Here is a 25,122-nt window from a genome sequence, read left to right on the forward strand (position 1 = left end):
CATGACCGACACCGACATCACCCCCGCCGACTCCGACGACGTCGCCCAGATCGCCGAGCTCGTGAAGAGCGCGAAGATCGGGCTGCTCACGACCGTGAACGCCACGGGCCAGCTCGTCAGCCGTCCGCTCGCCGCCCAGGACACCGACTTCGACGGCGTGCTCTGGTTCTTCACCCAGGACCCCTCGCCCAAGGTCGAGGACATCCGCGCGAACCCGAGCGTGAACGTGGCGTTCGAGTCGAAGAAGGGCTACCTGTCGGTGGCCGGATCGGCGAGCGTCGTCCACGACCGGGCGAAGATCGACGAGCTGTGGAGCCCCTCCGTCTCGGGCTGGTTCCCCGACGGCAAGGACGACCCGACCGTCGCCCTGATCCGCGTCGACGCCGAGACGGTGGAGCTGTGGGCGTCGGACGAGCCCGGGCCCGTCGTGCTGTTCAAGGTGCTGACCGCCGCGGTCAGGGGCGGGCAGCCGGACGTGGGTGAGAACCGCACCGTCTCGTTCGAGTAGACGCGCCTGCCGTCGTCCTCCGCGAGATGCCACTCCGGTACGCCTCGTTCGGCGTGTCGCGTACCGAAGTGGCATCTCGCGGCGGAGTGACGGGGTCAGGGGCCGCCGAAGCGCTCGGTGCGGACGCGCTCGGGGGCGTGGCCCTGGGCGACCAGGGCGGTCGCGACGGCTTCGACGAAGGCGGTCGGGCCGCAGACGTAGACCGTGGGCTCGGTCGAGGGCGGCAGAGCCGTCTCGGCGAGCAGCTCCGGAGTGAGCCGGCCGGCCGGGCGAGCAGCACCGGGCGGGGCGACGCGGGTGTAGACCATCTCCGTCGCGACTCCGCCCTGCTCGGCCGGCAGCTCGGCCAGCCGCCGCAGATCGTCGCGGTAGTAGGCGAAGACGGGCGAGCGCACCGAGTAGAGCAGGCGCATCGGAGCCGCGCTGCCGACCCGGCCGTGCTCGCGCGCCATCGCCATCAGCGGGACGAGACCGCTGCCGCCCGCGATCAGCTGCACGGGCTCGGTCTGCGCAGGCCGCCAGACGAACCAGCCGCCGATGGGACCGCGCACTTCGAGGCTGTCCCCCGCCTCGAGGCCCTCGACGAGGTACGGCGACACCTCGCCGTCCTCCAGCCGCTCGACGGCCAGCTCGACGTGCTCGCCGTGCTCGCCGTCGGCGGGCGCGCCGATCGAGTAGGAGCGGCTGGCCTGGTAGCCGTCGGGGGCCGTGAGCCGGACGTCGAGGTGCTGCCCGGCGAGGTGACCGGGCCAGCCGGGCACGCGCAGGGTGATCAGCCGGGACGTCGGAGTGAGCGGGGCGACCGCCTCGGCGGTCGACTCCTGCCAGATCACCGGTAGCGCTCCTCTTTCCACGGGTCGCCGTGCATGTGGTAGCCGTTCTGCTCCCAGAAGCCGGGCTCGTCGCCGGGCATCAAGCGGAGGCTCCTCACCCACTTGGCGCTCTTCCAGAAGTAGAGGTGCGGCACCAGCAGTCGCGCAGGTCCGCCGTGCTCGGCGGCGAGGGGCTCGCCCTCGAACGTGGTGGCCACCCAGGCCTTGCCTCCGCGGATCTCGGCCAGCGGCAGGTTGGTGGTGTAGCCGCCGAAGCTCTGCGCCATGACGTAGCCGGCGTCGCTCTCGACCCCCTCGAGGAGGGTGTCGACCGAGACGCCGCGCCAGGTCGTGCCGAGCTTCGACCAGCGGGTGACGCAGTGGATGTCGGTGTGCACGTCCTCCTGCGGCAGGGCCTGGAACTCGTCCCAGGTCCAGCTCCGGACGCCGGCGGGGCCCGCGTCGATCGAGAAGCTCCACTCGTGGATGTTCGGCGTCGGCCCGATGGAGAGGACGGGGAAGCCGGTCTCGAGGTACTGCCCGGGCGGGATGTCCGGATTCTCGGCGCGCTTGCCGAAGAAGCCCCGCGTGATGATGCCCATGTCCGCCCTCGTCGTCCTCGGGGCAGCGCCCCGGCTCGGTGGAAACCGCTCGTCGATCGTCAGGCTATCGCGGCGGCGCGGCGCTACTCCATCGCGGGCACTCGGGCGAGCCCGAGCCGGTGTCGGCGGTGAGTGCGAGGATCGGCGCATGAGACGAACCGTCGTGCCGCCGTACCTCCTCGTCCGCATCGCCCGACTCGACGATCCCGCGTTCGCGCGGGCCGCCCGGGCCGCGAGCCGCTCCCTCGAGCAGGACGTGCCGTTCCGGCGCGTGCGCCCGGGCGAGCCGTCTCCCGGCCGCAGGACGCCGGGCCCGACCGCCACCGCCACTCCGACGCCCCGCAACCGGGTCGCCGCCCTGCAGCGCACCATCTCGGACGCGCAGACGACCGAGACGCTCCCCGGTGTCACCGTGCGCACCGAGGGGCAGCCCTCGAACGGCGACATCGCGGTGGACGAGGCGTACGACGGGCTGGGAGCGATGTCCGCGTTCCTCCAGCAGGCGTACGGCCGCGACTCCATCGACGACGCCTGGCTGCCGCTGGACGCGACCGTGCACTTCGGCGACGACTACGACAACGCGTTCTGGGACGGCTCCCGGATGGTCTTCGGCGACGGCGACGGGCAGGTGTTCCGCCGCTTCACGATCTCGCCGAGCGTGATCGGGCACGAGCTCGCGCACGGGATGACCGAGTACACCGCGAACCTCGTCTACCGGGGGCAGTCGGGCGCGCTCAACGAGTCGATCTCGGACGTCTTCGGAGCGCTGCTCGAGCAGTTCGGCGCCGGGCAGAGCGCCGAGGAGGCGAGCTGGCTGATCGGCGAGGGGCTCTTCACCGACGAGGTGGAGGGCACGGCCCTGCGCTCGATGATCGCGCCCGGCACCGCCTACGACGACGACGTGCTCGGGAAGGACCCGCAGCCCGGCTCGATGGACGACTACGTCGACACCGAGGACGACAACGGCGGCGTGCACATCAACTCCGGGATCCCGAACCGGGCCTTCGCGGTGGCCGCGATCGAGCTCGGCGGGAAGGCGTGGGAGCGCGCAGGCCAGGTCTGGTACGACGTGCTGACCGGCGGGGTGCTCACCGCGACCGCCGACTTCACGGGGTTCGCGGGGCTCACGATCGCCGCGGCGGCCGAGCGCTACGGTGCCGGGTCGGACGTCGAGACGGCGGTGCGCACCGGCTGGAGCACGGTCGGAGTCGAGCTGCCCGCCTGAGCGGGCGCCGGCCCCTCCCCCTCGGAGGGCGGGCGAGTACCATCGCGCGCATGGACGTCATCGTGTCGCGCAGCGGAGGATTCGCCGGACTCCGGCGCGTGTGGCGGGTCGACGTGGAGGAGCAGCCGGACGAGCGCGCGTGGCGGGAGCTGCTGGGGTCCCTGCCGTGGGAGGCGGACGACGAACCGCAGGCCTCCGCCTCCCCCGCCGCCCCGGGTCGCCCGGATCGCTTCGTGTACGAGATCCAGGTGCAGACCCACCACGTGCGGCTCGGCGAGACCGAGCTCGACGGGGCCTGGCGGGAGCTGGTCGATCGGGTGCGCAAGGCGCAGCCGAGCTGACTCTCCGACCCCGGACACGACGAAGGCGCAGCCCCTCACGGGTGCTGCGCCTTCGTCGTCGGTGCGGAGGGACTACTTCGTGCCGAGCAGGTCGATCACGAAGATCAGGGTCTTGCCGGACAGCGGGTGCCCGCCGCCCGCGGGACCGTAGGCCAGAGCCGGCGGGCAGATCAGCTTGCGGCGGCCGCCGACCTTCATGCCGGGGATGCCCTGCTGCCAGGCGCGGATCAGGTTGTTCAGGGGGAAGTTGATCGACTGGTTGCGGCTCCACGAGGAGTCGAACTCCTCGCCGGTGTCGTACTCGACGCCGAGGTAGTGCACCTCGACGGTCGAGCCGGGCTGCGCCTCGGCGCCGTCGCCGACGACGACGTCCTCGACGACGAGGGAGTCGGGGGCCGGGCCGTCGGGGGCGTCGACCTCGGGCTTGGTCAGGTTCTCGCTGCTCATGGTCATCGATCTTAGAGCGGGGCGGCCGGGAGCGGGGTGTGCGCAGGGGGTGGGCCGGGAGACGGTGGATCTCGAGACGCCCGCTGCGCGGGCTACTCGATCAGCAAGGTGGGCGTGGGTGGGTGAGGGAACCCGGGGGCGTCGAGGGAGCCCGGTGCTGCCGGCGCCCTCGACGGGTCGGGGTTCCCTCGGTGGTCACTCGACGAGGGTGAGGCGCTGGGTGGGGCGGGTCATGGCGACGTAGAGGGCGGCGGCGCCGCGCTCGCCGGCGGCGGCGATCAGGCGGGGGCGGGCGATGACGACGGAGTCGAACTCGAGGCCCTTGGCCTCGGTGGTCGAGAGGACGGCGATCGCGCGGTCGAGGCCCGTGGAGCCTCGGCCGACGGCGCGGCCGAACTCGTCCTCGAGCCGCGCGGTGACGGCGTCGAGATCGGCGTCGGGCGCGATGACGGCGAGGGTTCCCTCCGTCGAGATCGCGCGGTCCTCGCGGATCGCGCCGAGCACGCGCTCGGGCAGCGCCGCGTCGCCGCGGTCGCGGATCGTGCGGACGGGCCACTCCGTCGACCGGACCGAGCGGCTCGGGGTGATCTCGAGTCCGTTACCGCGCGCCGTCCGCTCGGCGAACGCCACGATCTGCGCGGGAGTGCGGTAGTTGACGGTCAGCTCCTCGATGCGCCACACCGGCGGCTCGCCGTCCCGGCCCTGGCGGCCGAAGGCGTCGCGCAGCGCGGCGTCCCAGCTCGACGCGGCCGAGGCTCCGGACGCCTGCGCGGTGTCGCCCACGATCGTGAACGAGCGCATCGGGCAGCGGCGGATCAGCACGCGCCACTGCATCGGCGAGAGCTCCTGCGCCTCGTCGACCACGACGTGGCCGTAGGTCCACGAGCGATCGGCGGCGGCGCGCTCGGCCGTCGTGCCCTGGCTCGTGCGCTCCGCGAATCCGGCGGCGAGGTCCTTCGCGTTGACGAGGCCGTCGACGCCCATGTTGCGGATGGCCTGCTCGGCGTTCTCGACGTCGCGGCGGCGCTGCTCCTTCTCGGCCTTCTTCTGCGCGTCGGCGTGGTCGTCGTAGGCGCCGAGGAGCTCGGCAGCCTCGTCGAGCAGCGGCACGTCCGAGACCGTGAAGGGCTCGTCGCGGCCCCGGCGCAGCAGCGCACGCTGCTCGGGCGTCCAGCGCGGGGTGAGGGTGGCGAACCAGTTCGGCCGGGCGTAGAGGTCCTGGATCAGCTTCTCGGGGGTGAGCGGGATCCACGCGGTGTTGAGGGCGATGCGCACGTCGTTCGCGGTGCGGACGTCCTCGCGGAGCACCGCCTCGTCGGCCTCGTCGACCGTGTTGCCGTGGCTGCGCAGCTGATCGGCGAGCTGCTTCGTGAGGTCGCGGATCATGGTCTTCACGAAGCCCACGCGCGCCTCGTTGTGCGGCTTGCGCGACTCGCGGGCACGGGTGATCGCGCGCTCGACGTCGTGCGGCTCGAGGCGGAGCTTCTCGCCGTTGACGTCGAGGATCTGCGTCTCGGCCGGCACGATCTGGCGCGAGCGGACGGCCCGGCGCAGCAGCTCCGCCATGCGAGCGGAGCCCTTCACGCGGGCGACGGCCGGGTCGTCCTCGTCGACGAGGTCGAGGCCCGGGTAGAGCTGCCCGAGGGTCGAGAGCACGACGCCCGTCTCGCCGAGGGAGGGCAGGACCGCCTCGATGTAGCGCAGGAACGAGCGGGACGGGCCGACGACCAGCACACCGGACGAGGCGATGCGATCGCGGTAGGAGTAGAGGAGGTAGGCGGCGCGGTGCAGCGCCACCGCCGTCTTGCCGGTGCCGGGACCGCCCTGCACGACGAGGACCCCGCGGAGGTCGGAGCGGATGATGCGGTCCTGCTCGCCCTGGATCGTCGCGACGATGTCGTGCATCCGGCCCGTGCGCTCGGCGCCCAGCGCCGCCATCAGCGCCCCCTCGCCCTGGAGCGCCGTGCCCTCGCGCAGCAGTTCCTCGTCGAAGACCTCGTCCTCGAAGCGGACGACCTCGCGGCCGCGGGTGGTGAGGTGGCGGCGGGCGCGCGTGCCCATCGGGCGGGCCGCGGTCGCCTGGTAGAAGGCGGCGGACTGCGGGGCGCGCCAGTCGAGCAGCAGGGTGTCCTGCTCCTCGTCGCGGAGGCCGATGCGGCCGATGTAGCGGTGCTCCGCCTCCTGATCGGCGAGGGTGAGCCGCCCGAAGGCGAGACGGTCGTCGGCTCCGGAGAGCGTCTGGATGCGGTCCTCGTAGAGCCGGGCGTACGCGTCGCGCTCGGAGCGGCTCTGGTGGTTGCCGCCCACGCTCTGGATCCGGACCCGGTCGAGCGCCTCGCGCGCCTGCGCGACCAGCTCGTCCAGCCGGGCGTAGAGCCCTGCCACGTACTCGCGCTCGCGCGAGAGCTCGGACTCGAGGATCGTGTTCTGGTCCGTCATCGTGCGCCCTTCCCGTGCATCGCCGTCGCGGCCGGGAGGCGGATCGCACTCCGGGGGCCGCAGAAAAACAGGCGGTCCAGTCTAACGACCGCGCAGGGTCCGGTCGGCGCGGGCGGCGATCCCGGGGGTCTTGACGAACGGCGCCTCCGGGAGGAGGCTTCTGCCCAAGAAGAGTTCGACCCCCGGTCCGAGCAGGCGGCCCCGCCCCTGCCGTCGGGGGTCGATCTCTGTCCGGGCCCGGCAGGAGCCCCGCCCTCCAGGAACCGCCCGGCGCGCTCCTGCGATGATGGCGGAGGGACCAGCCGCGCTCCCGCCCGACCGGCCGTCGATCGGCCCCGTCCTCCGGGAGCCCCATGACTCCGACGCCCGCCTCCGCGCCCGTGCGGCGGCTGCGCTCGGTGCGGGTGCGGATCCTCGCGGCGATCCTGGTCGTGACGGCGCTGGGGCTGCTCGTCTCGGGCGGCGCGTCGTTCCTCCTCCAGCGCGACCGCATCCTGGCGTCGATCGACGAAGAGCTGCGGCAGCAGGTCGAGAGCGTGCGCACGATCGTCGAGTCGCCCGGGGAAGCGGCGATCGTGGAACCGGACGGCGCCCCGCTCACCGCGGCTCCGACCGACGGCTCCGGATTCTCGGACATCGACGCGCTGCTGCGGACGGTGCTCGGTCAGGTGCTCCCCCGGCTGGACGGCAGCACCGTCGGGCTCGTCGACGGCGTGGCCCGGTGGGAGCCGCAGCCGTACGCGCTCAGCTTCCTGCTGGACGACGACCCCGAGTTCCTGACGCGGGTGTCGGAGGAGACCGGCGCCGGAGCGACGGTGCTGGGCTGGGGCGAGACCGACGACGGCACCCTCCGCTACGCCGCGGTGCCCCTCCGCGTCGAAGGCTCGGACGCCGAGGGCGTGTACGTGACCGCGATCGACACCGATGCCCGCCTCGCGGACCTCGGCGACGTGTCGCTCAGCTACGCGGTGATCGCGCTGGTGGCCCTGGCGGCGACCGGGCTCGTCGGCTGGTTCGTCGCCGGCCGCCTCCTCGCTCCCATCCGCGAGCTGCGGCGGACGGCCTCGCGGATCACGGCGACGGACCTCGGTGAGCGGATCCCGGTCGGCGGCGACGACGACGTCTCGGATCTCACCCGCACGGTGAACGACATGATCGGCCGGCTGGAGGGCTCGTTCGAGGCCCAGCGACGGCTGCTGGCCGACGTGCGGCACGAGCTCGGCACGCCGATCACGATCGTGCGCGGGCACCTCGAGCTCGTCGATCCGCACGACGCCGCCGACGTCGAGTCGACGCGCACGATCGCCCTCGACGAGCTGGACCGCATGGGGCACCTGCTGGGCGACATCGCCGAGCTGTCGGAGGCGGAGCGCGAGGACCGCCTCGACCCGCAGCCGACGGAGATCGGCGAGCTCACGCGCCAGGTGCTCGCCAAGGTGTCCGTGATCCCGGGGCGCGAGTGGCAGGCGGGGCCGGTGGCCGAGGTCCGGGTGCACGCGGATCCGGCCCGGCTCACCCAGGCCTGGCTGCAGCTCGCCGACAACGCGGCGAAGTACAGCCCGGAGGGGTCCCGCATCGTCGTGGGCAGCGAGCGGCGCGGCGACCGGGTGGAGCTGTTCGTCACCGACGAGGGCCCGGGGATCCCGGCCGCGGCGCGGGAGCGGATCTTCGAGCGCTTCGGGCGGGTCGACGACGGGCGCGGGATCCGCGGCTCCGGGCTCGGGCTCGCGATCGTCTCGGCCATCGCCCGGGCGCACGGCGGACGGGTGGAGCTCGACTCCGTCCCCGGCCGCGGCACCCGCTTCGCCCTCTCGCTCCCCCTCCGGCCCCCCACGCACGACGACACCGACGACCACGACAGGACAGGAGGCGCCGAGTGAGCACCATCCTCATCGCCGAGGACGAGGAGCGCATCGCCGCCTTCGTCGAGAAGGGCCTGCGCTCCGCGGGCTACACCACCACGCGCGCCACCCGCGGCGACGACGCGCTCGCCTACCTCCGCAGCGGCGGCTTCGATCTGGTGCTGCTGGACGTGGGCCTGCCGGGGATGGACGGCTTCGCGGTGCTGCGGGCGCTCCGCGCCGAAGGGGAGTCGCTCCCCGTGATCATGCTGACGGCGCGGAGCTCGGTGACCGACACGGTCGAGGGGCTCGATCTCGGCGCCAACGACTACCTCGCGAAGCCGTTCCGCTTCGACGAGCTGCTCGCGCGCATCCGGCTGCGGCTCCGCGAGTCCGCCGCGGCAGGGTCCGGTGCGGACGACGGCATCCTCGTGCACGGCGGAGTGGCGCTGGACCTGCGCTCGCGCCGCGCCACCGTGGAGGGCGGGACCGTGGACCTCTCGGCGCGCGAGTTCGCCCTGGCCGAGGAGTTCCTCCGCCACCCCGAGCAGGTGCTCAGCCGCGAGCAGCTGCTCAGCCGCGTGTGGGGGTACGACTTCGACCCGGGCTCGAACGTCGTCGACGTGTACGTGCGCTACCTGCGCGGCAAGATCGGCGCCGACCGGATCGAGACGGTGCGCGGCATGGGCTACCGGATGGTGGGCTGAGGGGGGGTCCGGCCCTAGTCGTCGAGGTCGTCGTCGACGTCGTCGTCCGGGTCGTCGGTGTCCTCGTCGTCCCCGTCGTCGTCGGGGTCGGCGGGCGCGGGCGCCGGGACGGGGACCACCGGGACGGGCGCGGTGCCTCCGCTCTGCTCGGCCGGCGGGACCTGCTCGGTGGGGGCGGTCGGCGCTGCGGGATCCGTGGCCGCCGGGTCCGTGGCGGGCGCCGTGCTCCCGGGGGTCTCCTCCGCGCCGGGCGCGCGGCTCGGGCCGACGACCGGCGTCGAGCCGATCTCGGTCACCTGCTGCGGCTGCTGCATCGCGCCGGCGACCGTCACGACGCCCCCGGCGATCGCGGCGAGGCAGACGGCCGCGCCGACGGCGAGCAGGACGGGACCGCGTCGGGTCATGGGCTTCTCCTGACCGGTGGGGCCGGTGTCGGTCGTCGGACGGAACAGGGACGTGATCGATCGTCTCACGGGGCGAGGATCCTCTCGGTGGTGCGGGCGAGCGACCGGGCGGCGAGCGAGCGCCACGCCGGCCGGAAGAGGTAGAGGCAGGCGAGGCGGAGCCGCGCGGCGCTCTCGTACGCCTCGAGGCGGTGCGCAGGCACTCCGGCGCGCTCGGCGGCGCGGTCGACGACGGCGGTCGCCGCCGCGGCGGACACGGCGGGCAGCAGCCCCTGGGCGGTCCGCAGTCGCAGATGCGCGCGCAGGTTGCCGAGGTCGAGGGCGGCCTCGGCCCGCGCCGCGGTGTCGAGGTCGAGCAGCGCCAGTCGCCCGTCGTCGGAGGCGAGCAGCTGCTTGTCGTGCAGGTCGCGGTGCGCGAGGACCAGCGGCTCGGCGGGGCCGGAGAGGAGGGCGCCGGCGGCGCGGTCGGCGGCGGCGAGGACGTCGGCCCGGCGCTGGGGCGGGAGGAGGGTCGCGGCGTGGGCCGCCCACGTCGCGACGACCGCGGCCTCCGCCTCGGGGCCGTGCACCGGCAGATCGGAGCCGGCCTCCGGCAGGAGCGCCCAGCCCTCGGCCCAGCGCTCCCAGACCGCGCGCCACTGCTCCGGGGCGGTGCGGGGGTCGGCGCCGACCTCGAGCACGGTGCGGCCGGGCAGCGCCGAGAAGCGGACGAGACCCTCCGGGTCGTCGTCGCGGTGCAGCACCCGGGGCAGGTCGAAGCCGGCGGCGAACGCCTCGGCGCTCGCGTGGGCCGCCACGACCGCGGGAGCGGCGTGCGGTCGGAGCACCTTCAGGAAGCTGCCACCGTCGGCCGCCCGGATCACCGCGCGCCGCCGCGGTCGGTGCACGACGACCGCTCCCTCGAGGCGGGCGTGCGCGAGGGCGGGGAGGCGGCGGTCGGTCCCCGCGGGCAGCAGCTCCACTCCGCGGTCGGCGCTCCAGTGACCCCCGCGGACATCGGAGGACCCCTCGGCGGACGCCTCGAGATCGGCGCCGTCGGGAGCGGGCCACGCGCGCGAGACGGTCCACGTCACTCCGTCCTCGATCACCGCTGACGGCACGCCGCTCAGCATGCGAGCACCCCTTCGGCGCGGGCGACGGCGGCCTCGACGCTCTCGCGCCAGTCGGGCCGGGCGGTGCGGAAGGGCTCGACGGCGCGCAGCAGCAGGCTCGAAACGGTGCGGCGGCGGAGGGCCTCGGGGTCGACGGCTCCCCCGGCGCGGCGGTAGGCGTCGAGCAGCGCGGGGCCGAGGGCGGATCCGCGGGGCTCGGCGGCGAGGAGGCCGCCGAGGTCGCGCTCGGGCTCGTCGATCCTGACGCGGTCGAAGTCGATCAGGCGGATGCCGTCGCCGACGAGGACCTGATCGGCGGAGAAGTCGCCGTGCACGACGCAGCGGCGCCGTCCGTCCGCCGGGAGCGCCGCGGCGAGGCGCTCGAGGCGCGCCGCGAGGGCAGGGACGAGGTCGGCGAGCGCGCGGACCGCGACGGCCGTCTCGTCGTCCGGGCCGTCCGGCACGGGCACGCCGTGCACGGAGTGGAGCCGGGCGAGCGCGGCTCCGGCGGCCGCCGCGGCGCTCTCGGAGGGGCGCTCGGCGAGGTCGCCGTCGCCCCACCAGGCGGTGGCGGACGCTCCGGCGCGAATCACCGTCGGAACGAGGACCGGCACGCCGTGCGCGGCCAGGGCGGCCTGCATGCGGGCGACGTCCTCGACGCGGGACGCGGCTCCGGGAGCCACGATCTTGACGACGCGGGAGCCGTCGGCCAGCACCAGTCGGCGGTGCGGGTTGTGCCGGAGCACGCGGGCGTCGTCGAGCAGGGCCGGCTCGCGGCGGGCGAGCCGGCGGAGGGTCGGCGAGAGCTCGCGGTCGGCGCGCACGGGACCGCTGAGCGCGCCGAGCCCGGGGTGCTCGCGCAGGACGACTCCGATGCGGGCGGCGCGCTCGCGGGTCTTCTCGAGCTTGGCCGGATCGGCGTAGGCGGCGATCCAGGACGGGCCGTCGGGCGCGTCGAAGGCGACGACCACGTCCGCTCCGCGCTTCCAGCGGCGGCGGGTCACGAGGGCGGGGTGGCCGAGCGCCTCGGCGAGCCGCGTGGGGTCGAGGAGGTCGGCGAGCGCGGGGAGCGACGGATCGCGGCGGACGAGATCGGCGACGGCGGCCGAGGTGGCGGGGGTCATGCGCGCACCTCCCCCACGGTCGAGGAGACCTCCGCCCGGCGGAACCAGGCGGCGACGCGGGAGTCGCTGCCCAGCAGCTCCTGGGGGCTGCCGTCCTCGACGATGCGGCCGTCCTCGAGCCAGAGCAGGCGGTCGGCACCCGCGATCGCGGCGGGATCGTGCGTGATCGAGATCGTGGTGCGCCCGCGGGTGAGCTCGGCGAGCGACTGCGCTACCTGCGCACGCGCCTCCGGGTCGAGCCCCGTCGTCGCCTCGTCGAGCACGACGACCGGGGCGTTGCGCAGGAGAGCGCGGGCGATGGCGATGCGCTGGCGCTGGCCGCCCGAGAGGGTGCCGCCGCGCTCGCCGAGCACCGTCTCGAAGCCCTCGGGCAGCGCGACGACGAACTCGAGCGCGTTCGCGCGGCGCGCCGCCTCCTCGACCTCGGCGTCGGTCGCGTCGAGCCGGCCGTAGCGGATGTTCTCGCGCACGCTCGTCGCGAAGAGCACCGAGTCCTGCAGCAGCAGCGAGATGCTCGAGCGCAGGCTCGACAGGGTGGCGTCGCGCAGATCCGTGCCGTCGATCGCGAGGGAGCCGCTGCGCGGATCGGAGGCGCGCACGAGCAGGCTCACGAGCGTCGACTTGCCCGCGCCGGACGCACCCAGGAGGCAGACGTTCTCGCCCCCGCGGATCTCCAGCGAGAGACCGGAGAAGAGGGGACGGCCGTAGCCGTCGTCGACTCCGATCGACCGGAACGAGACCGCGCCGACCGTCGTGACGAGGTCGCGCGCGTCCGGGCGGTCCTGCACCTCGATCCGCTCGTCGAGCAGATCGGCGACGCGCTCGCCCGAGGCGGCCGCGCGCGCGATGCGGCCGGTGTACTTCGCCAGGTCCTTCAGCGGGCGCATGGCGATCTTGAGGTACATCGTGAAGACGACGAGGTCGCCGGGAGTCATGACGCCCTCGAGTACGCGCCAGCCGCCGCCGACGAGCACCAGCGCGGTCGCGGCTCCGACGATGACGTCGGTGCGGCGCTCGAGCGCGGCGGCGAGGCGCCGGGCCTTCACACCCTGGTGCAGGGCGGTCGCGTTGCCGCGGTCGAACGCTCCGCCGACCTCCTTCTCGAGTCCGTAGGCCTGCACGACGCGGATCGCGCCGAGGGTCTGCTGGGCGGTGTCGGCCAGGGCGCCCTCGCCCTTGCGGGTGGAGCGCGAGGCGCTCGTGATCGAGGTCGAGCTGCGCCGGGACGAGACGAGGTAGACGACCGCGGCGGCGACCACGACCAGCGTGAGCAGCGGATCCAGCCACAGCATCACGACGGTCAGCACGACCAGGGTGATGATGTTGCCGACCAGCGGCAGGCCCGCCGTGACCGCGACCTCCTGCAGTCGGCCGATGTCGCCGACCAGGCGCTGCACCGTGTCGCCCGCCGAGGACACCGTGTGGTACCGCAGCGACAGGGCCTGCACGTGGGCGAAGACCCGGGCCCGGAGCGAGGTCGCGACCCGTGAGCCGACCAGGGCGAAGGCGATCGTGGAGAGGTAGGCGGTGATCGCGCGCAGGCCCACGAGGCCCAGCAGGATCGCGCCGCACGCCACGAGCAGGCCGATGGTCGCCGGCGGGGTGCCGGCGTTCGCACCCGCGGTGGCGCCCAGGCTCGCGCTGACGCTGTCGATCACGATCTTGAGCGGCCACGGCTCGAGGACGCGGAGGATCACCTCGGCCAGCAGGGCGACGAGACCGCCGAGCATCAGCGTCCGGTGCTCGCGCAGGTGCGGGCGGACGATGTGGAGGCTGCGGCGCAGGGCTCCGGGGTCGGGGGTGGTGCGGCTGGTGCGGCTCACGCGGCGGCCTCCTCGGTGCGGGGCAGCGCCGCGAGGATCCGCTCGAGCACCTGAGACCAGTCGTGCTCGGCCACAGCGGCGGACCGGGCTGCCCGCCCCATCGCGCGACGGCGGGCGGGATCGTCGGCGAGGGACGCGATCGCCGCGGCGAGCGCCTCCGGCCGACCCGGTTCGATGACGAGGCCGGTGACGCCGTGGCGGAGGATCGACGGGATCTGCCCGACGCCCGTCGCGACGACCGGGAGCCCCGCGGCCAGGTACTCGTAGACCTTCAACGGTGAGAAGTAGTCCTCGGCGGCGCGCGCCGGGTAGGGGGCGACTCCGATGTCGAGGCGGGCGAGCTGCGCGGGCATGTCCTCGGGCGCTACGGCACCGGTGAACTCGACGTCGAGGCCGAGGCGCCGCGCCTGCTCGCGGAGCGCGGGGCCCTCCGGTCCGTCGCCCACCACGAGCAGCCGGACGAGGGCCGGATCCAGCCGGGCGACCGCGTCGAGCAGGGCGCCGACTCCGTGCCAGGGCTTCAGGGTGCCGACGAAGCCGACGGTGAGCGTGCCGTCGCCGCGAACGGGTCCCGGCACGATGCGGCGGGTGTTGACCCCGTTGGGCACGACGAGCGGAGCGACCGCGCCGTGCTCCGACGCCCAGCGCGCGACGGGAGCGGAGACGCACGCGACGACCGCGGCCGAGGACAGGACCGCGCGGGTCGCGTCGAGCGCGCCCTCCTCGTCGAGGAGCACGCGATGCTCGCGCTGCTCCTCGACGAGCGGCGAGTTCACCTCGAGCACCGCGGGCACGCCGAGGGCGCGCGAGACGAGAGCGGAGGCGCGGCTGAAGAGGGAGTAGCGCTCGTAGACGAGGTCGCAGCCGTCGAGCACCACGGCCTCGGCGAGGTGCACGGCGGCCTCGGCGATCGCGCGCTCGCGCTCGGCCGGGTCCTGCACGCGCGTGCGGTGCTCGAGCACCGGGACATCGGCGAGATCGGCCGGGACGCTGTCGCCGGCACGGGCGCAGTAGACGCGGACCTCGTCACCGCGGGAGCGGAGGGCCCGGAGGATCTCCTGGACGTGGACGGAGGAGCCCTTGCTCCCGAAGACGGGGACCCCGGGATCGGCGCAGACGACGGCGACGCGCATCACGCCACCGCCGTCCGGGCGGCCTCGCGGGTCAGCGCCGCGAGGGTCCGCGCCTGCACGCGGGAATCGAACTCGCGCTCGACGAGGGCGCGGGCGCGGGCGGTGACTCCTGCGGTGTCGAAGGCCGGGTCGGCCAGGCGCTGGAGCGCTCGGGCCAGGTCGTCGACGCGGCCCGGCCGGCAGAGCAGACCGGTGTCGCCGTCGCGGACCACCTCCGGGATCCCCGTGACGGCCGTCGAGATGCACGGCACCCCGGTGGCCATGGCCTCCAGCAGCACGGTCGGCAGCCCGTCCGCGTTGCCGTCGGCACCGACGACGCAGGGTGCGACGAAGACGTCGGAGCGGCGCAGCAGAGCGGCCACCTCGTTCTGCGGCACCGGCCCGAGGAGCCGGATGCTCGACTCCAGCCCCGCGGCGCGGATCCGCCCGGCGAGGGAGCCGTGCAGCTCCCCGCCGCCCGCGATCTCGACCTCGACGTCCTGGCCGCCCGCGGCGAGCATCGCGACCGCGTCGACGAGCAGCGCGAAGCCCTTCTTCTCGACGAGACGGCCGACGGCGGCGACGCGCAGCACTCTCGCGCGCTCGGGACGCGCCGAGAAGGCGAACCGTTCCAGCTCGAGCCCGTTGTAGACGCGGCGGACACGGTCGGAGGCCTCGGGGAAGCGCGCCGCGAGGTGCAGCACGTTGTAGTCGCTGACGGTCGCGGCGAAGCTCGCATCGGAGAGCTTGCGGGCCAGGTCGGCGGAGTCGACCGACTCGTGGAACAGGTCCTTCGCGTGGGCGGTGAAGGAGTAGGGCACCCCGGTCAGCAGCGACGCGAGCCGGGCGACGGTCGTGGCGCTGGAGGCGAAGTGCGCGTGCAGGTGCGTCACTCCTTCGCGCTGCACGGCGGCGGCCAGCTGCACGGCCTGCACGGCGTCCTCGGGGCTCGCGCGCAGCAGCTCGGGCAGCAGGCGGCCGACCGCGGCCAGGAGCTCCGGCGACTGCTCGGCGGTCCGCAGGCCCTGCCAGAGAGCGGACGCCTTCAGCGGCTTGTCGAGGTAGCGCACGGGCGCCCTCACCCGGGCGAGCTCGGGGTGGAAGCGGGGGTCGTCGGGCGCTCGGAGCGAGAAGATCACGAGGTCCTCGCCCGCGGCCTCGCGGGCCAGGATCTCGGAGACGACGAAGGTCTCGGAGAAGCGGGGGTAGACCTTCAGGACGTAGGCGGTGCGGGGCATCGGGATTCCTCCGGTGGGCGGGGTCTCGGACGGGGACGGGTCAGACGGCACGGTCGGCCTCCTCCTGAGCGGTGCCGCGGGCCGCGGCGACGAGGCGGGCGGCGAGCGGGCCGACGGCGGCGAGGCCGTCGAGGTCGATCCCCGTGCGGTGCACCTCGGTGCCGACACTCGCGGCGAACCAGGCGCCGAGCCGCTCGGCGGTGACGTCGGCGGGGTCGAGCACTTCGACGGCTCCGCGGGCGGCGAGCGCGTCGGCGCGCAGCCGCTGCTCCTGGCGGCGGTGCGTGCGGGGCACGACGAGCGAGGGGACGGTGGTGCTCATCACCTCGCAGACCGTGTTGTAGCCGCCCATGCTGACGACGGCGGAGGCGCGGCGCAGCAGCGCGAGCGCATCCGGCACCGAGCGGACGACGGTGGTCGCGGGGCCGGCGGCGGCGCGGATGGCGCGCCGGTGCTCGGCGGGCATCTGCGGGCCGGTCACGACGACGTGGCGGTAGCCGGTCGGCACCTCGGCCGCGACGGCCGCCTCGGCGATCGCGCGCCCGTCCGACCCTCCACCGACCGTGGTGAGCACGAAGGGCTCGTCGACGACGGAGTGGCCGGTGCCCAGGCGCCCGTTCGCGAGGAAGCCGGTGTGGGCCACGAGGTCGTGCAGCCCGGGCGGGATCTCCCCCGTGGCCGCGAGGTCGTGGACGCCCGGGTCGCCGTAGACCCAGACCGCGTCGTAGAGCTCGCGGACGGCGGCCGCTCCCCCGACGGCCTTCCACTCGGCCGTGGTCGCCGAGCGGCGGTCGAGCACGTCGCGCAGCCCGAGCACCACGACGGCGGCGGGGTTCGCCGCGCGGACCGCCCGCAGCGCCGGCTCGAGCTCGCCGTGCACGCCGAACGCGTGCCGGTCGACGATCACCATGTCGGGGGCGAAGGCCGCGAGTCCGGCCCGGACCACTCCTCCGCGCAGGCTCGTCAGGGTGCGCAGCTCGACGTCGAGGTGCCGCGAGCGGTAGCCCTGCTCGCCGGTGGTGACGCCCGGCAGCGCGAGCCAGTCCCAGCCGTCCGGAGCGGCGAACGCGGTGGCCGAGGACTGACCCGTCACGAGGAGGCCGGTCACCTCCTCGCCGAGAAGCTCGGGCAGCGCGGTGTTCAGGGCGTGCGCGAGAGCGACGTTGCGCCGGACGTGTCCCAGCCCCACGGAGTCGTGCGAGTACAGGGCGATGCGGATGACCATGGCGTTCCCCTCAGCGGCGGTCGCGGCCGGGGCCGCGGCGGATCCTCGACCCGTGCTCACAGCCTCGTGACGCGGCGTAAGGCGGGTGTGAGACGAGGATGAGAGGCGTCTCATCTGCGCGCTCCTCGCCGGGAACAGTTCGGACGCCTCCCGCGTTGCACGCTGCATGCCTTCGACGAGCAGCAGCACCACCGCCCCCTCCCGCGCCTCGATCGACACCACCGAGTCGGCGCGAGCCGGCTGGGAGTCGTGGCTCGCGCGCCGCGCCGAGCGCGTCACCGGCCCCCGCGGCGACCTCGCCCTGGTCGAGACCCGCTGGCTCGAGCCCGGCGAGAGCGTCGACGACGAGACGGCGCTCGCCGGGTACGGACCCACCGCGACCCTCTCGCGGATGCGCCGCCCGAACCTCGAGACCGGCGAGGAGGAGTACGGCTACCGCGTCTGGGACGCCGCCTCGGAGGGCGTCCGCACGTTCGACGCCATCGAGACCTTCCCCTTCGACGCCGCCTGGGTGCTCGAGGCCTGGTTCGAGCCGGTCGACGGGGAGCGGACGATCCCGTTCGAGCATCTGCGCGACAACGGGGCGACCCGCGAGCTCGTCGTGCCCGGCGACATCACCTTCTCGCTGGTCGACGACGGCCGCGCCCACGAGTACACCGTCGCCGCGTTCGACGACGGAGGCACGCTGCTGGTGCCGTTCGGCGATCCGACGAACCGCTCGGACGACCCGGACCTGCAGAGCTACCCCGTGGGCCGGTTCCTCGTGGTGCAGCGCCTGGGCGGCGCGGCGGACGCCGGCACGCCCGGCCCGGTCCTGCTCGACTTCAACCGCGCGTACATCCCGCCCTGCGGCTTCTCGCCGCACTACAACTGCCCGCTGCCGCCGGCGCAGAACCGGCTCGGCGTGCCGGTGACCGCCGGCGAGCGCCGGGTGCTGCGCGCGGCCGCCGCATGAGCCGCCCGCGACATCGCGCGCTCCGATGAGCCGCTTCGGCCGTCGCGGCAGCTTCTGGGTGTCCACCCTGGTGCTGGCGCTGTGCCTCTGGTCCAGCGGCGCCCCGTCGGTGCTCTACCCGACGTACGCGCAGGAGTGGGGCCTGTCGTCGGTCGTCGTCACCTCGGTCTTCGCGGCGTACCCCGCGGCGCTTCTCCTGAGCCTCCTGGTCGTCGGCGACCTGTCGGACGTCATCGGCCGCCGGCGCACGATGCTGCTGGGGATCGCGCTGATCGCGGTCTCGGCGATCGTCTTCTCGCTGGCGGGCGGAGTCGCACTGCTCTACGTCGGCCGGGCGCTGCAGGGCGTCGGCACGGCCCTCGCCCTGAGCGCGGCGAGCGCCTCCCTCGTCGACAACAACGTCTCGGCGAACCCGCGGCTGCCGTCCTCGCTGACCACCGTCTCGACCTCCACGGGACTCACCCTCTCGCTCCTGGTCTCGGGCGCGCTGGCGCAGTACGCGCCGCTGCCCCTGCAGTTGAGCTACTGGGTGCTCGCCCCGGTCGGACTCCTCACGATCGTGATGCTCGCCCTCAGCCGCGACGACCGCCCCGAGGGCGCGGGCCGCTGGCGCCCGCGGCTCCCGCACGTCGCTCCGGGGCTGGGCACGGTCTACGTCGGCGCGACGCTCGCCGTCTCGGTCGCCTACGCCACGGGGGCTCTCGTGCTCTCGCTGGGCGCGCAGATGGCCCGTGAGCTGACCGGCGCGACCGACCTGCTCGTGATCGGCTCGGCCCTCGCCCTGTCCTCGGTCGTGATCGGAGTGACGGCCCTCGCGATCCAGCGCGTCCCGGCGCACACGCTGATCGTCACCGGCGCCGGCTCGGCGATCGCCGGGCTCGCACTGATGGAGTGGGCCGCGTCCAGCGGCTCCTTCGCCCTCTTCCTCGCCTTCAGCGTCGTCAGCGGAGTCGGCTACTCCCTGAGCTTCTCGGGCGGGCTCTCGCTCGTCGGCCGGGCGGCGCCGGCCGAGCACCGCGGCTCGATGATCTCGGCGGTGTACCTCGTCAGCTACCTCGGCCAGGCCGTCACGGCGGTCGCCGCCGGAGCGCTGGCGACGTCGCTGGGACTCGAGCTCGCTCTGGATCTCGTCGCCCCCGTGGTCGCCCTGCTGTGCGTGGCGGCCGGAGTGGTCGCCCTGCTGGATCTGCGACGGCGCCGGATCGCGGTGCGGCCCGCGAGCGCCTAGGGCGTGGTGAGCGCCTGGCGGTCGGTGTGCGCCTAGCGGCCGGTGAGCGCCGTCCGCCGCACGACGAGCTCCTCGAGCAGCACGCGCTCGTCGACCGCGCCGGTGCGACCGCCGCGCCCCGCCACCTGCTGCTGACGCAGGTGGGCCAGGCGGGTGGCCGAGCGGAGGAACGCGCTCATCGCCCGCGGCCGGTCGCCGCCCGCGGTCCGCGCCCAGCGCATCGCCGTCCGGCGCCCCTCCGCCGTGCCGATCATGCGGACCTCGGCGGGCGAGAGCCAGCCGGCCGCTGCGTAGTCGCCGAGGCGCTCGAGGGTGACCCGGCGCTCCTGCCGCCGCAGCAGCACGACCACCACGACCGCGACGACGAACAGCGGCACCTGCACCACTCCGTAGAAGCCGAACCAGTCGGCGACCAGGAACGACGAGCCGTTCCAGAGCGCGTGCAGGAACACGGCCGCGGCGAGGCCGAGCAGCGCGATCGGCACGGCCGCACCCGCGCGCCGCGACACGGCGAAGCCCAGCGCCGCTCCGGTGCACGAGGTGAAGAGCACGTGGGCGAACGGCGAGAGCACCCCGCGGAGGAAGAACGTGACCGCGAGCGAGCCGAGCCCGCCCTCCACGAGGGCGCTGCCGAAGTAGAGGATGTTCTCGACGAAGGCGAAGCCCGAGGCCACGACCGCCGCGTAGACGATGCCGTCGACGGGTCCGTCGAAGGTGCGGCGCCAGATCAGCAGGATCAGCAGCACGCCGAGGCCCTTGGCGCTCTCCTCGACGAGCGGCGCCTGGATCACAGCGCCGACGAAGTCGGATCCGCTCGGCTGCTCCCCCGAGGCGTAGACCGCGATCTGCACGCCCAGGTCGACCAGCAGCGAGATCGCGACCGATCCCGCCGCGCCCCACAGGAACGCGAACCACAGCCCCAGCGGGGCCTCCGGCTCCCAGCGGTCGACCCAGCGCACTCCCGAGAGCACGACGAGCAGCGGCACGAGCGCGACGACCGCGCAGACCGCCGCGGCGCTCACTCCGAGCCCCAGCACCACGTAGGCGAGCACGAGCAGCAGCAGGACCCCCAGCAGAGCGACCCCGAGGGCGCCGAGCACGGTCGGGACGATCGAGGGGCGGGCGGGAGCCGGCGGCGGATAGGCGCTCATGGGGACCGACAGTAGGGCACGGGCGGCGAGCGCCTCCGGCGGTTGACAGGACGGCACGGGCCAGCCGTGTCCGATTCCCGCGACCGCGGAAGCCGTCGGCGTGACAGGCTCGAGTCGTGCCCGTCTCCGATCCGCTCTTCGAGGAGCGCTACCGCGCCGTCGCCTCCCGCGACGCCCGCTTCGACGGCCGCTTCATCACCGGCGTGCACTCGACCGGCATCTACTGCCGGCCGAGCTGCCCCGCCACGACGCCCCGCGCCGCGAACGTGCGCTTCTACCCCACGGCCGCCGCGGCGCACGAGGCCGGGCTGCGCGCCTGCAAGCGCTGCCTGCCCGACGCCGTGCCCGGGTCGCCGGAGTGGAACCTGCGCGACGACACGGCCGCCCGCGCCATGCGCCTCATCGCCGACGGCGTCGTCGACCGGGAGGGTGTCGAGGGCCTGGCGTCGCGACTCGGCTACGGAGCGCGCCACCTCGGCCGGATCCTGCGCGAGGAGCTGGGCGCGCCACCGCTCGCCCTCGCCCGCGCCCAGCGCGCGCAGACCGCGCGCCTGCTGCTCACCGGGACGGAGCTTCCCGTGTCGGAGGTGGCCTTCGCGGCCGGCTTCGCGAGCATCCGCCAGTTCAACGCGACGATCGCCGAGGTGTACGAGCGGACGCCGAGCGAGCTGCGAGCCTCGGCCCGCGGCGGCCGCACCGGGGTCGCCGTGCAGCCCGGCGCGACGACGCTCGAGCTGCGGCTGCCCGTGCGCGCGCCGTTCGACTCCGGCGTCCTCGACGCGCTCGCGGCGTCGGCGATCCCGGGGCTGGAAGAGGGGGGCCGCGGCCGTCACACGCGCTCGCTCCTGCTGCCGGGCGGGCCGGCCGTCGTCCGCCTCGAGGTCGACGGAGCCGCGGTGCGCTGCACGACGGCCCTCGCCTCCGTCGCCGACATCGCGCCGCTCGTCTCGCGGGTGCGCCGACTGCTCGACCTCGACGCCGACGCGCGGGCGATCGACGAGGCGCTCTGCGCGGATCCGGTGCTCGCCCCGCTCGTCGCGGCGACCCCGGGAATCCGACTGCCCGGCTCCGTCGACCCCGCCGAGACCCTCGTGCGGGCCCTGCTCGACGGGCGCCCCGCCGTACTGGCCCGGCTGGTCGCGCTGCTCGGCGATCCGCTGCCCCCGGCCCTCGCCGGCGCGGGCGTCTCGCGCACCTTCCCCTCCCCCGCCGTGATCGCGGCCGACGGAGACGCGGTGCTGGGTCGGTCGGCCGAGACCGTCCGCCGGGTCTGCGCCCTGCTCGCCGACGGTTCTCTGGGGCTCGACGCCGGCGCGAGCCGCGAGGAGCTGTCGGAGCGACTGCTCGCGGTCCCGGGCGTCTCGGCCCGGACCGCGGTGGCCGTGGCGATGCGCGTGACCGGCGACCCCGACGTCCTGCAGACCGGGGACAGGGGCGTGCGACGCGGAGCGATCGCGATCGGGCTCGGCGGTGCTCCCCTCGTGCTCGCCGCGGCCGGACGCCGCTGGGCCCCCTGGCGCAGCTACGCCGGGGAGCACCTGCGGCGCGCGGCCGCGGGTTCGCCGCGAGCTACTGGTTCGCGGCGGGCGGGATGATCGGCAGGGCCGCCGTCATCGCCTCGATGCCGGAGAGGCGCGCGGGCGAGATCAGCCGCAGCACCTCCTCCCGCGACATCAGCCCCGCCTCGACGACGAGATCGGCGACGTTGCGCCCGGTCGCGAGGGCCGCCTTGGCGATCGCCGCCGACGCCGTGTAGCCGATGCTCGGCGTGAGCGCGGTCACGACGCCGACGCTCGACGCCACCATCGCCTCGAGCCGGGCAGTGTTCGCGGTGATGCCGTCGATGCAGTTGACGCGGAGGGTGAGGCAGGCCTGGGTCATCCAGGTGATGCTCTGCAGGAGCGAGTGCGCGATCACCGGCTCGAAGGCGTTGAGCTGCAGCTGCCCCGCCTCGGCCGCCATGGTCACCGTGACGTCCGCTCCCGCGACCGAGTACGCGACCTGGTTCACCACCTCGGGGATCACGGGGTTCACCTTGCCGGGCATGATGCTCGAGCCGGCCTGCCGCGGCGGCAGGTTGATCTCCCCGAAGCCCGCCTGAGGCCCGGAGGAGAGCAGGCGCAGGTCGTTGCAGATCTTCGACAGCTTGATCGCCGAGCGCTTCAGCGCGCTCGAGAACGACATGAAGACTCCGGTGTCGCTCGTCGCCTCGACGAGGTCCTGCGCCATCTCGAGGTCGAGGTCGGTGATGTCGTTCAGGTGGCGCACCGCCGCGGCGCCGTAGCGGGGATCGGCGGTGATGCCGGTGCCGATGGCGGTCGCTCCGATGTTCACCTCGGCGAGCAGCCAGATCGTCTCGGACAGCCGAGCGTGGTCCTCGCCGAGGGTCGTGGCGAAGCCGTGGAACTCCTGGCCGAGCGTCATCGGCACCGCGTCCTGCAGCTGGGTGCGCCCGACCTTCAGCACGCCGCCGAACTCGACCGCCTTCTGCGAGAACGACCCGCGGAGCAGCGCCAGCTCGTCCAGCAGTCGGCGCAGCGACCAGGTCATGGCCATCTTGATCGCCGTCGGGTACACGTCGTTGGTCGACTGGCTCCGGTTGACGTCGTCGAGCGGATGGAGGGTGCCGTAGTCGCCCTTGGGGCGCCCGGCGATCTCGAGCGCCACGTTCGCGACGACCTCGTTCGCGTTCATGTTGGTGGACGTGCCGGCGCCGCCCTGGATCACTCCGACCACGAACTGGTCGTGGAACTCGCCGTCGATGATCCGGCGGCACGCGGCCTCGATCAACTCCGCCTTGTGCGCGGGGAGGGTGCCGAGCTCGGTGTTCGCGCGCGCCGCGGCGAGCTTGACCGTCGCCAGCGCCCTGACCAGATCCGGGTAGATCGAGATCGGGCGCTTCGAGATCGGGAAGTTCTCGAGGGCCCGGGCGGTGTGGATGCCCCAGTAGGCGTCGTCCGGGATCTCGAGCGAGCCGAGGGAGTCGCTCTCGGTGCGGGTCACGGCGGGTCCTTCCTGGTCGCTCTCGGGGAGGGTGCTCGATGAGAGGGTCACGTCAGCTCCGTTGCTGTCGTCGTGCGGCCCCGGGGGTGCAGGGGGTCCGCGGTCTGCGCCGCCAGCCTACGCCGGAGGCGGGTCGGGGCTGCAGGAGCGGAGCGGCGGCGGCGGCGCGCACGATCTGCAGGGGCCCGCGCGGTCCGCCCGCGGCGGCGGAGAGCGCGGGAAGAGTCCGTCTTCCGCTGCCGCGCCGTGGTTTCATCGTCGCCAGGGCTTCCGCACGGCCGCGACGGGAGCCGCGATCGGAGGATCCCATGCAGCAGACGACCGCGCCCGGCCCGATGATCGGCCTGACCACCTACCGCGAGCGCATCGTGTCGGACGTCTGGGACCTCGAGGCGCCGTACCTCCCCGCGAGCTACCTCGACTCCGTCACCCGGGCCGGCGGAGTCGCGCTGCTCCTGCCGCCGCAGCCCGCCTCCCCCGACGTGGCCCGGGCCGTCGTCGACCGCCTCGACGCCCTGGTGATCACGGGCGGTCTCGACATCGATCCGGCCCTCTACGATCAGGAGCCGCATCCCGAGACCGACCTCCCCCGCCCGGACCGCGACGCGTGGGAGGACGCCCTGCTGACGGCCGCCCTCGAGGCCGACCTGCCCCTGCTGGGGGTCTGCCGCGGAGCGCAGCTGCTCAACGTCGCCCTCGGCGGCACCCTGCACCAGCACCTGCCCGAGGTCGTCGGCGACACCCGCTACCAGGCGGCCGGCGGCGTCTTCTCGCACGTCGACGTCGCCATCGCTCCCCGGTCCCGACTGGAGCATCTGCTCGGCGTCCGGTCCCTCATCGCGAAGGTGCACCACCACCAGGCGGTCGACCGGGTGGCGGAGGGGCTCGTCGTCACCGCGCGGACGGCCGACGGCACGATCGAGGCCGTCGAGCTGCCGGCCCGGCGCTTCGCCCTCGGCGTGCAGTGGCACCCGGAGGAGGACTCCGCCGACGACCGCCTCTTCCGCGGCCTCGTCGCCGCGGCCCGCGAGCACCGCGACCGCGCGGCCGAGCGCTGAGCCGCCGGACGACGGATGGGTACGCTCGCCTCATGACCAGCCGGATCGCGCGACTCGTCGCTCCCGCACTCGTCCTGGCGATCGCCCTCGCAGGCTGCACGCCCGAGACGTTGTCGAGTTCGCCCTCCGGTTCGCCGGGCTCCGCAGCCGGCGCCAGCACCGGACCGTCCGCGTCAGCGCCGACCGCGGCGGGCACGCCCCGCGCCTCCACCGAAGCGGACGGATCGGCCTCGCCCGCTCCCACTGTCGCGGCCTGCTCCCCCATCGAGCTGTACGAGCCGTGGTCGCCCGCGACTCCGATCGTGGCCACGCTCGGAAGCAGTCGGATGCGGATCCCGGTCGATCAGGGCCCGGTCGAGCACGCGAGCGGGGACGCGGTCCTCGACGACGCCGGCCGACCGGTCGCCTACCTCGTCGCCCCCGACGACGTGTGGACCGTGGTCGCCGAGCGGTTCTGCCTCCACGTCGACTACTTCACCGCTCTCAACCAAGTCCGGCGCAACGGTGCGGCGACGCTCTTCGCCGGGGACACTCTGAACCTCGATCCCTACACCGTGACCAGCGTGGGATCGGAGAACGGGACCGTCTTCGAGAACGACCCGCCGCATCCGATGCCCCCGCAGGCGTAGCCCCGCGGCCGACGCCGGGCGCCGCGAGTCGGCGCGGAACGGGCCCCGCGGACACGCCGAGGCCCGGCTCGGGTCCACTCGCGGCGGAGTCGCGCGGCGAGTGGACGCGAACCGGGCTTCGGGACCGGTCAGGGACCCGTCAGACGACCGGTCGGCGCC

General features: G+C 74.4%; 23 protein-coding genes. 10 read left to right on the forward strand and 13 right to left on the reverse strand.

All coding sequences use genetic code 11. The features are described from left to right. Window position 1 precedes the first annotated feature (1 nt). Window positions 2–508 (forward strand): pyridoxamine 5'-phosphate oxidase family protein, encoded by a 507-nt coding sequence (locus ASF46_RS10580; protein WP_056867596.1) that lies wholly within the window; start codon window positions 2–4, stop codon window positions 506–508. A gap of 95 nt (window positions 509–603) precedes the next feature. Here ASF46_RS10580 and ASF46_RS10585 read toward each other — a convergent pair whose 3' ends face one another. Next, entirely contained in the window at window positions 604–1,341 is a 738-nt protein-coding gene (locus tag ASF46_RS10585; RefSeq protein ID WP_327205462.1) for a ferredoxin reductase, read from the reverse strand. Continuing rightward, on the reverse strand, window positions 1,338–1,922 hold the full coding sequence (locus ASF46_RS10590) for a sulfite oxidase-like oxidoreductase (RefSeq protein WP_056867598.1): 585 nt from the start codon (window positions 1,920–1,922) through the stop codon (window positions 1,338–1,340). The genes ASF46_RS10585 and ASF46_RS10590 overlap by 4 nt, the downstream gene beginning before the upstream one ends. 148 nt (window positions 1,923–2,070) lie before the next feature. Between ASF46_RS10590 and ASF46_RS10595 the strand changes: the two genes are divergently transcribed. After that, entirely contained in the window at window positions 2,071–3,147 is a 1,077-nt protein-coding gene (locus ASF46_RS10595; protein ID WP_056867599.1) for a M4 family metallopeptidase, read from the forward strand. Window positions 3,148–3,197: 50 nt separating this feature from the next. After that, window positions 3,198–3,488, forward strand: coding sequence for a protealysin inhibitor emfourin (locus ASF46_RS10600; RefSeq protein ID WP_056867600.1), 291 nt, complete (start codon window positions 3,198–3,200; stop codon window positions 3,486–3,488). 72 nt (window positions 3,489–3,560) lie between these two features. Here the strand turns inward: ASF46_RS10600 and ASF46_RS10605 are convergent, their stop codons facing one another. Then, entirely contained in the window at window positions 3,561–3,935 is a 375-nt protein-coding gene (locus tag ASF46_RS10605; protein ID WP_055793425.1) for an FKBP-type peptidyl-prolyl cis-trans isomerase, read from the reverse strand. A 195-nt stretch (window positions 3,936–4,130) separates the two neighbouring features. Next, window positions 4,131–6,374, reverse strand: a complete 2,244-nt coding sequence (locus ASF46_RS10610) for a HelD family protein (RefSeq protein WP_056867601.1) — start codon at window positions 6,372–6,374, stop codon at window positions 4,131–4,133. A 353-nt stretch (window positions 6,375–6,727) separates the two neighbouring features. Here ASF46_RS10610 and ASF46_RS10615 point away from each other — a divergent pair, with 353 nt between their 5' ends. After that, a complete protein-coding gene (locus ASF46_RS10615) occupies window positions 6,728–8,254 on the forward strand; it encodes a sensor histidine kinase (protein WP_056867602.1) in 1,527 nt (508 codons plus the stop codon). Continuing rightward, on the forward strand, window positions 8,251–8,922 hold the full coding sequence (locus ASF46_RS10620; RefSeq protein ID WP_056867603.1) for a response regulator transcription factor: 672 nt from the start codon (window positions 8,251–8,253) through the stop codon (window positions 8,920–8,922). Before ASF46_RS10615 ends, ASF46_RS10620 begins: the two co-directional genes overlap by 4 nt. A 14-nt stretch (window positions 8,923–8,936) precedes the next feature. Here the strand turns inward: ASF46_RS10620 and ASF46_RS10625 are convergent, their stop codons facing one another. Genes ASF46_RS10625 through ASF46_RS10655 form a run of 7 tightly spaced genes read right to left on the reverse strand, consistent with a single transcriptional unit; the run spans window position 8,937 to window position 16,939 of the window. Further along, complete coding sequence (locus tag ASF46_RS10625) at window positions 8,937–9,395, reverse strand: hypothetical protein (protein WP_056867604.1); 459 nt, start codon at window positions 9,393–9,395, stop codon at window positions 8,937–8,939. Further along, the gene (locus ASF46_RS10630; protein WP_056867605.1) at window positions 9,392–10,438 is read right to left on the reverse strand and encodes a hypothetical protein; all 1,047 of its coding nucleotides are present in this window, start codon (window positions 10,436–10,438) and stop codon (window positions 9,392–9,394) included. Before ASF46_RS10630 ends, ASF46_RS10625 begins: the two co-directional genes overlap by 4 nt. Next, window positions 10,432–11,541, reverse strand: a complete 1,110-nt coding sequence (locus ASF46_RS10635) for a phosphotransferase (RefSeq protein WP_056867606.1) — start codon at window positions 11,539–11,541, stop codon at window positions 10,432–10,434. Before ASF46_RS10635 ends, ASF46_RS10630 begins: the two co-directional genes overlap by 7 nt. Then, entirely contained in the window at window positions 11,538–13,364 is a 1,827-nt protein-coding gene (locus tag ASF46_RS10640) for an ABC transporter ATP-binding protein (RefSeq protein WP_056867607.1), read from the reverse strand. The genes ASF46_RS10635 and ASF46_RS10640 overlap by 4 nt, the downstream gene beginning before the upstream one ends. Next, window positions 13,361–14,497 carry a glycosyltransferase family 4 protein gene (locus ASF46_RS10645; protein ID WP_056867608.1) on the reverse strand — a complete coding sequence of 379 codons (1,137 nt, stop codon included), beginning with the start codon at window positions 14,495–14,497 and terminating at the stop codon, window positions 13,361–13,363. Before ASF46_RS10645 ends, ASF46_RS10640 begins: the two co-directional genes overlap by 4 nt. After that, window positions 14,497–15,714: a glycosyltransferase gene (locus ASF46_RS10650; RefSeq protein WP_056867609.1), complete on the reverse strand. Its 1,218-nt coding sequence runs from the start codon at window positions 15,712–15,714 to the stop codon at window positions 14,497–14,499. Before ASF46_RS10650 ends, ASF46_RS10645 begins: the two co-directional genes overlap by 1 nt. A 40-nt stretch (window positions 15,715–15,754) precedes the next feature. Next, window positions 15,755–16,939 carry a glycosyltransferase family protein gene (locus tag ASF46_RS10655; RefSeq protein WP_056867610.1) on the reverse strand — a complete coding sequence of 395 codons (1,185 nt, stop codon included), beginning with the start codon at window positions 16,937–16,939 and terminating at the stop codon, window positions 15,755–15,757. Window positions 16,940–17,105: 166 nt separating this feature from the next. On the opposite strand from ASF46_RS10655, the gene ASF46_RS10660 reads away from it, so the two are divergent. Both ASF46_RS10660 and ASF46_RS10665 read left to right on the forward strand, forming a co-directional pair. Continuing rightward, on the forward strand, window positions 17,106–17,894 hold the full coding sequence (locus tag ASF46_RS10660; protein WP_056867611.1) for a DUF1684 domain-containing protein: 789 nt from the start codon (window positions 17,106–17,108) through the stop codon (window positions 17,892–17,894). Window positions 17,895–17,919: 25 nt separating this feature from the next. Then, window positions 17,920–19,122 (forward strand): MFS transporter, encoded by a 1,203-nt coding sequence (locus ASF46_RS10665; protein WP_056867612.1) that lies wholly within the window; start codon window positions 17,920–17,922, stop codon window positions 19,120–19,122. Between the two features lie 32 nt (window positions 19,123–19,154). Here the strand turns inward: ASF46_RS10665 and ASF46_RS10670 are convergent, their stop codons facing one another. Next, window positions 19,155–20,273: a PrsW family intramembrane metalloprotease gene (locus ASF46_RS10670; RefSeq protein ID WP_056867613.1), complete on the reverse strand. Its 1,119-nt coding sequence runs from the start codon at window positions 20,271–20,273 to the stop codon at window positions 19,155–19,157. Window positions 20,274–20,389: 116 nt separating this feature from the next. Between ASF46_RS10670 and ASF46_RS10675 the strand changes: the two genes are divergently transcribed. Further along, complete coding sequence (locus ASF46_RS10675; protein WP_056867614.1) at window positions 20,390–21,868, forward strand: DNA-3-methyladenine glycosylase 2 family protein; 1,479 nt, start codon at window positions 20,390–20,392, stop codon at window positions 21,866–21,868. Here the strand turns inward: ASF46_RS10675 and ASF46_RS10680 are convergent. Beyond that, a complete protein-coding gene (locus ASF46_RS10680) occupies window positions 21,843–23,327 on the reverse strand; it encodes an aspartate ammonia-lyase (protein WP_056867615.1) in 1,485 nt (494 codons plus the stop codon). The genes ASF46_RS10675 and ASF46_RS10680 overlap by 26 nt on opposite strands. A 257-nt stretch (window positions 23,328–23,584) precedes the next feature. Here ASF46_RS10680 and ASF46_RS10685 point away from each other — a divergent pair, with 257 nt between their 5' ends. Together ASF46_RS10685 and ASF46_RS10690 are read left to right on the forward strand one after the other, a co-directional pair. Further along, a complete protein-coding gene (locus ASF46_RS10685) occupies window positions 23,585–24,334 on the forward strand; it encodes a gamma-glutamyl-gamma-aminobutyrate hydrolase family protein (RefSeq protein WP_235576922.1) in 750 nt (249 codons plus the stop codon). Between the two features lie 32 nt (window positions 24,335–24,366). After that, complete coding sequence (locus ASF46_RS10690; protein ID WP_056867616.1) at window positions 24,367–24,963, forward strand: hypothetical protein; 597 nt, start codon at window positions 24,367–24,369, stop codon at window positions 24,961–24,963. Window positions 24,964–25,122 lie beyond the last annotated feature (159 nt).

This window comes from Rathayibacter sp. Leaf296, from assembly GCF_001423045.1.
Lineage (GTDB): Bacteria > Actinomycetota > Actinomycetes > Actinomycetales > Microbacteriaceae > Rathayibacter > Rathayibacter caricis.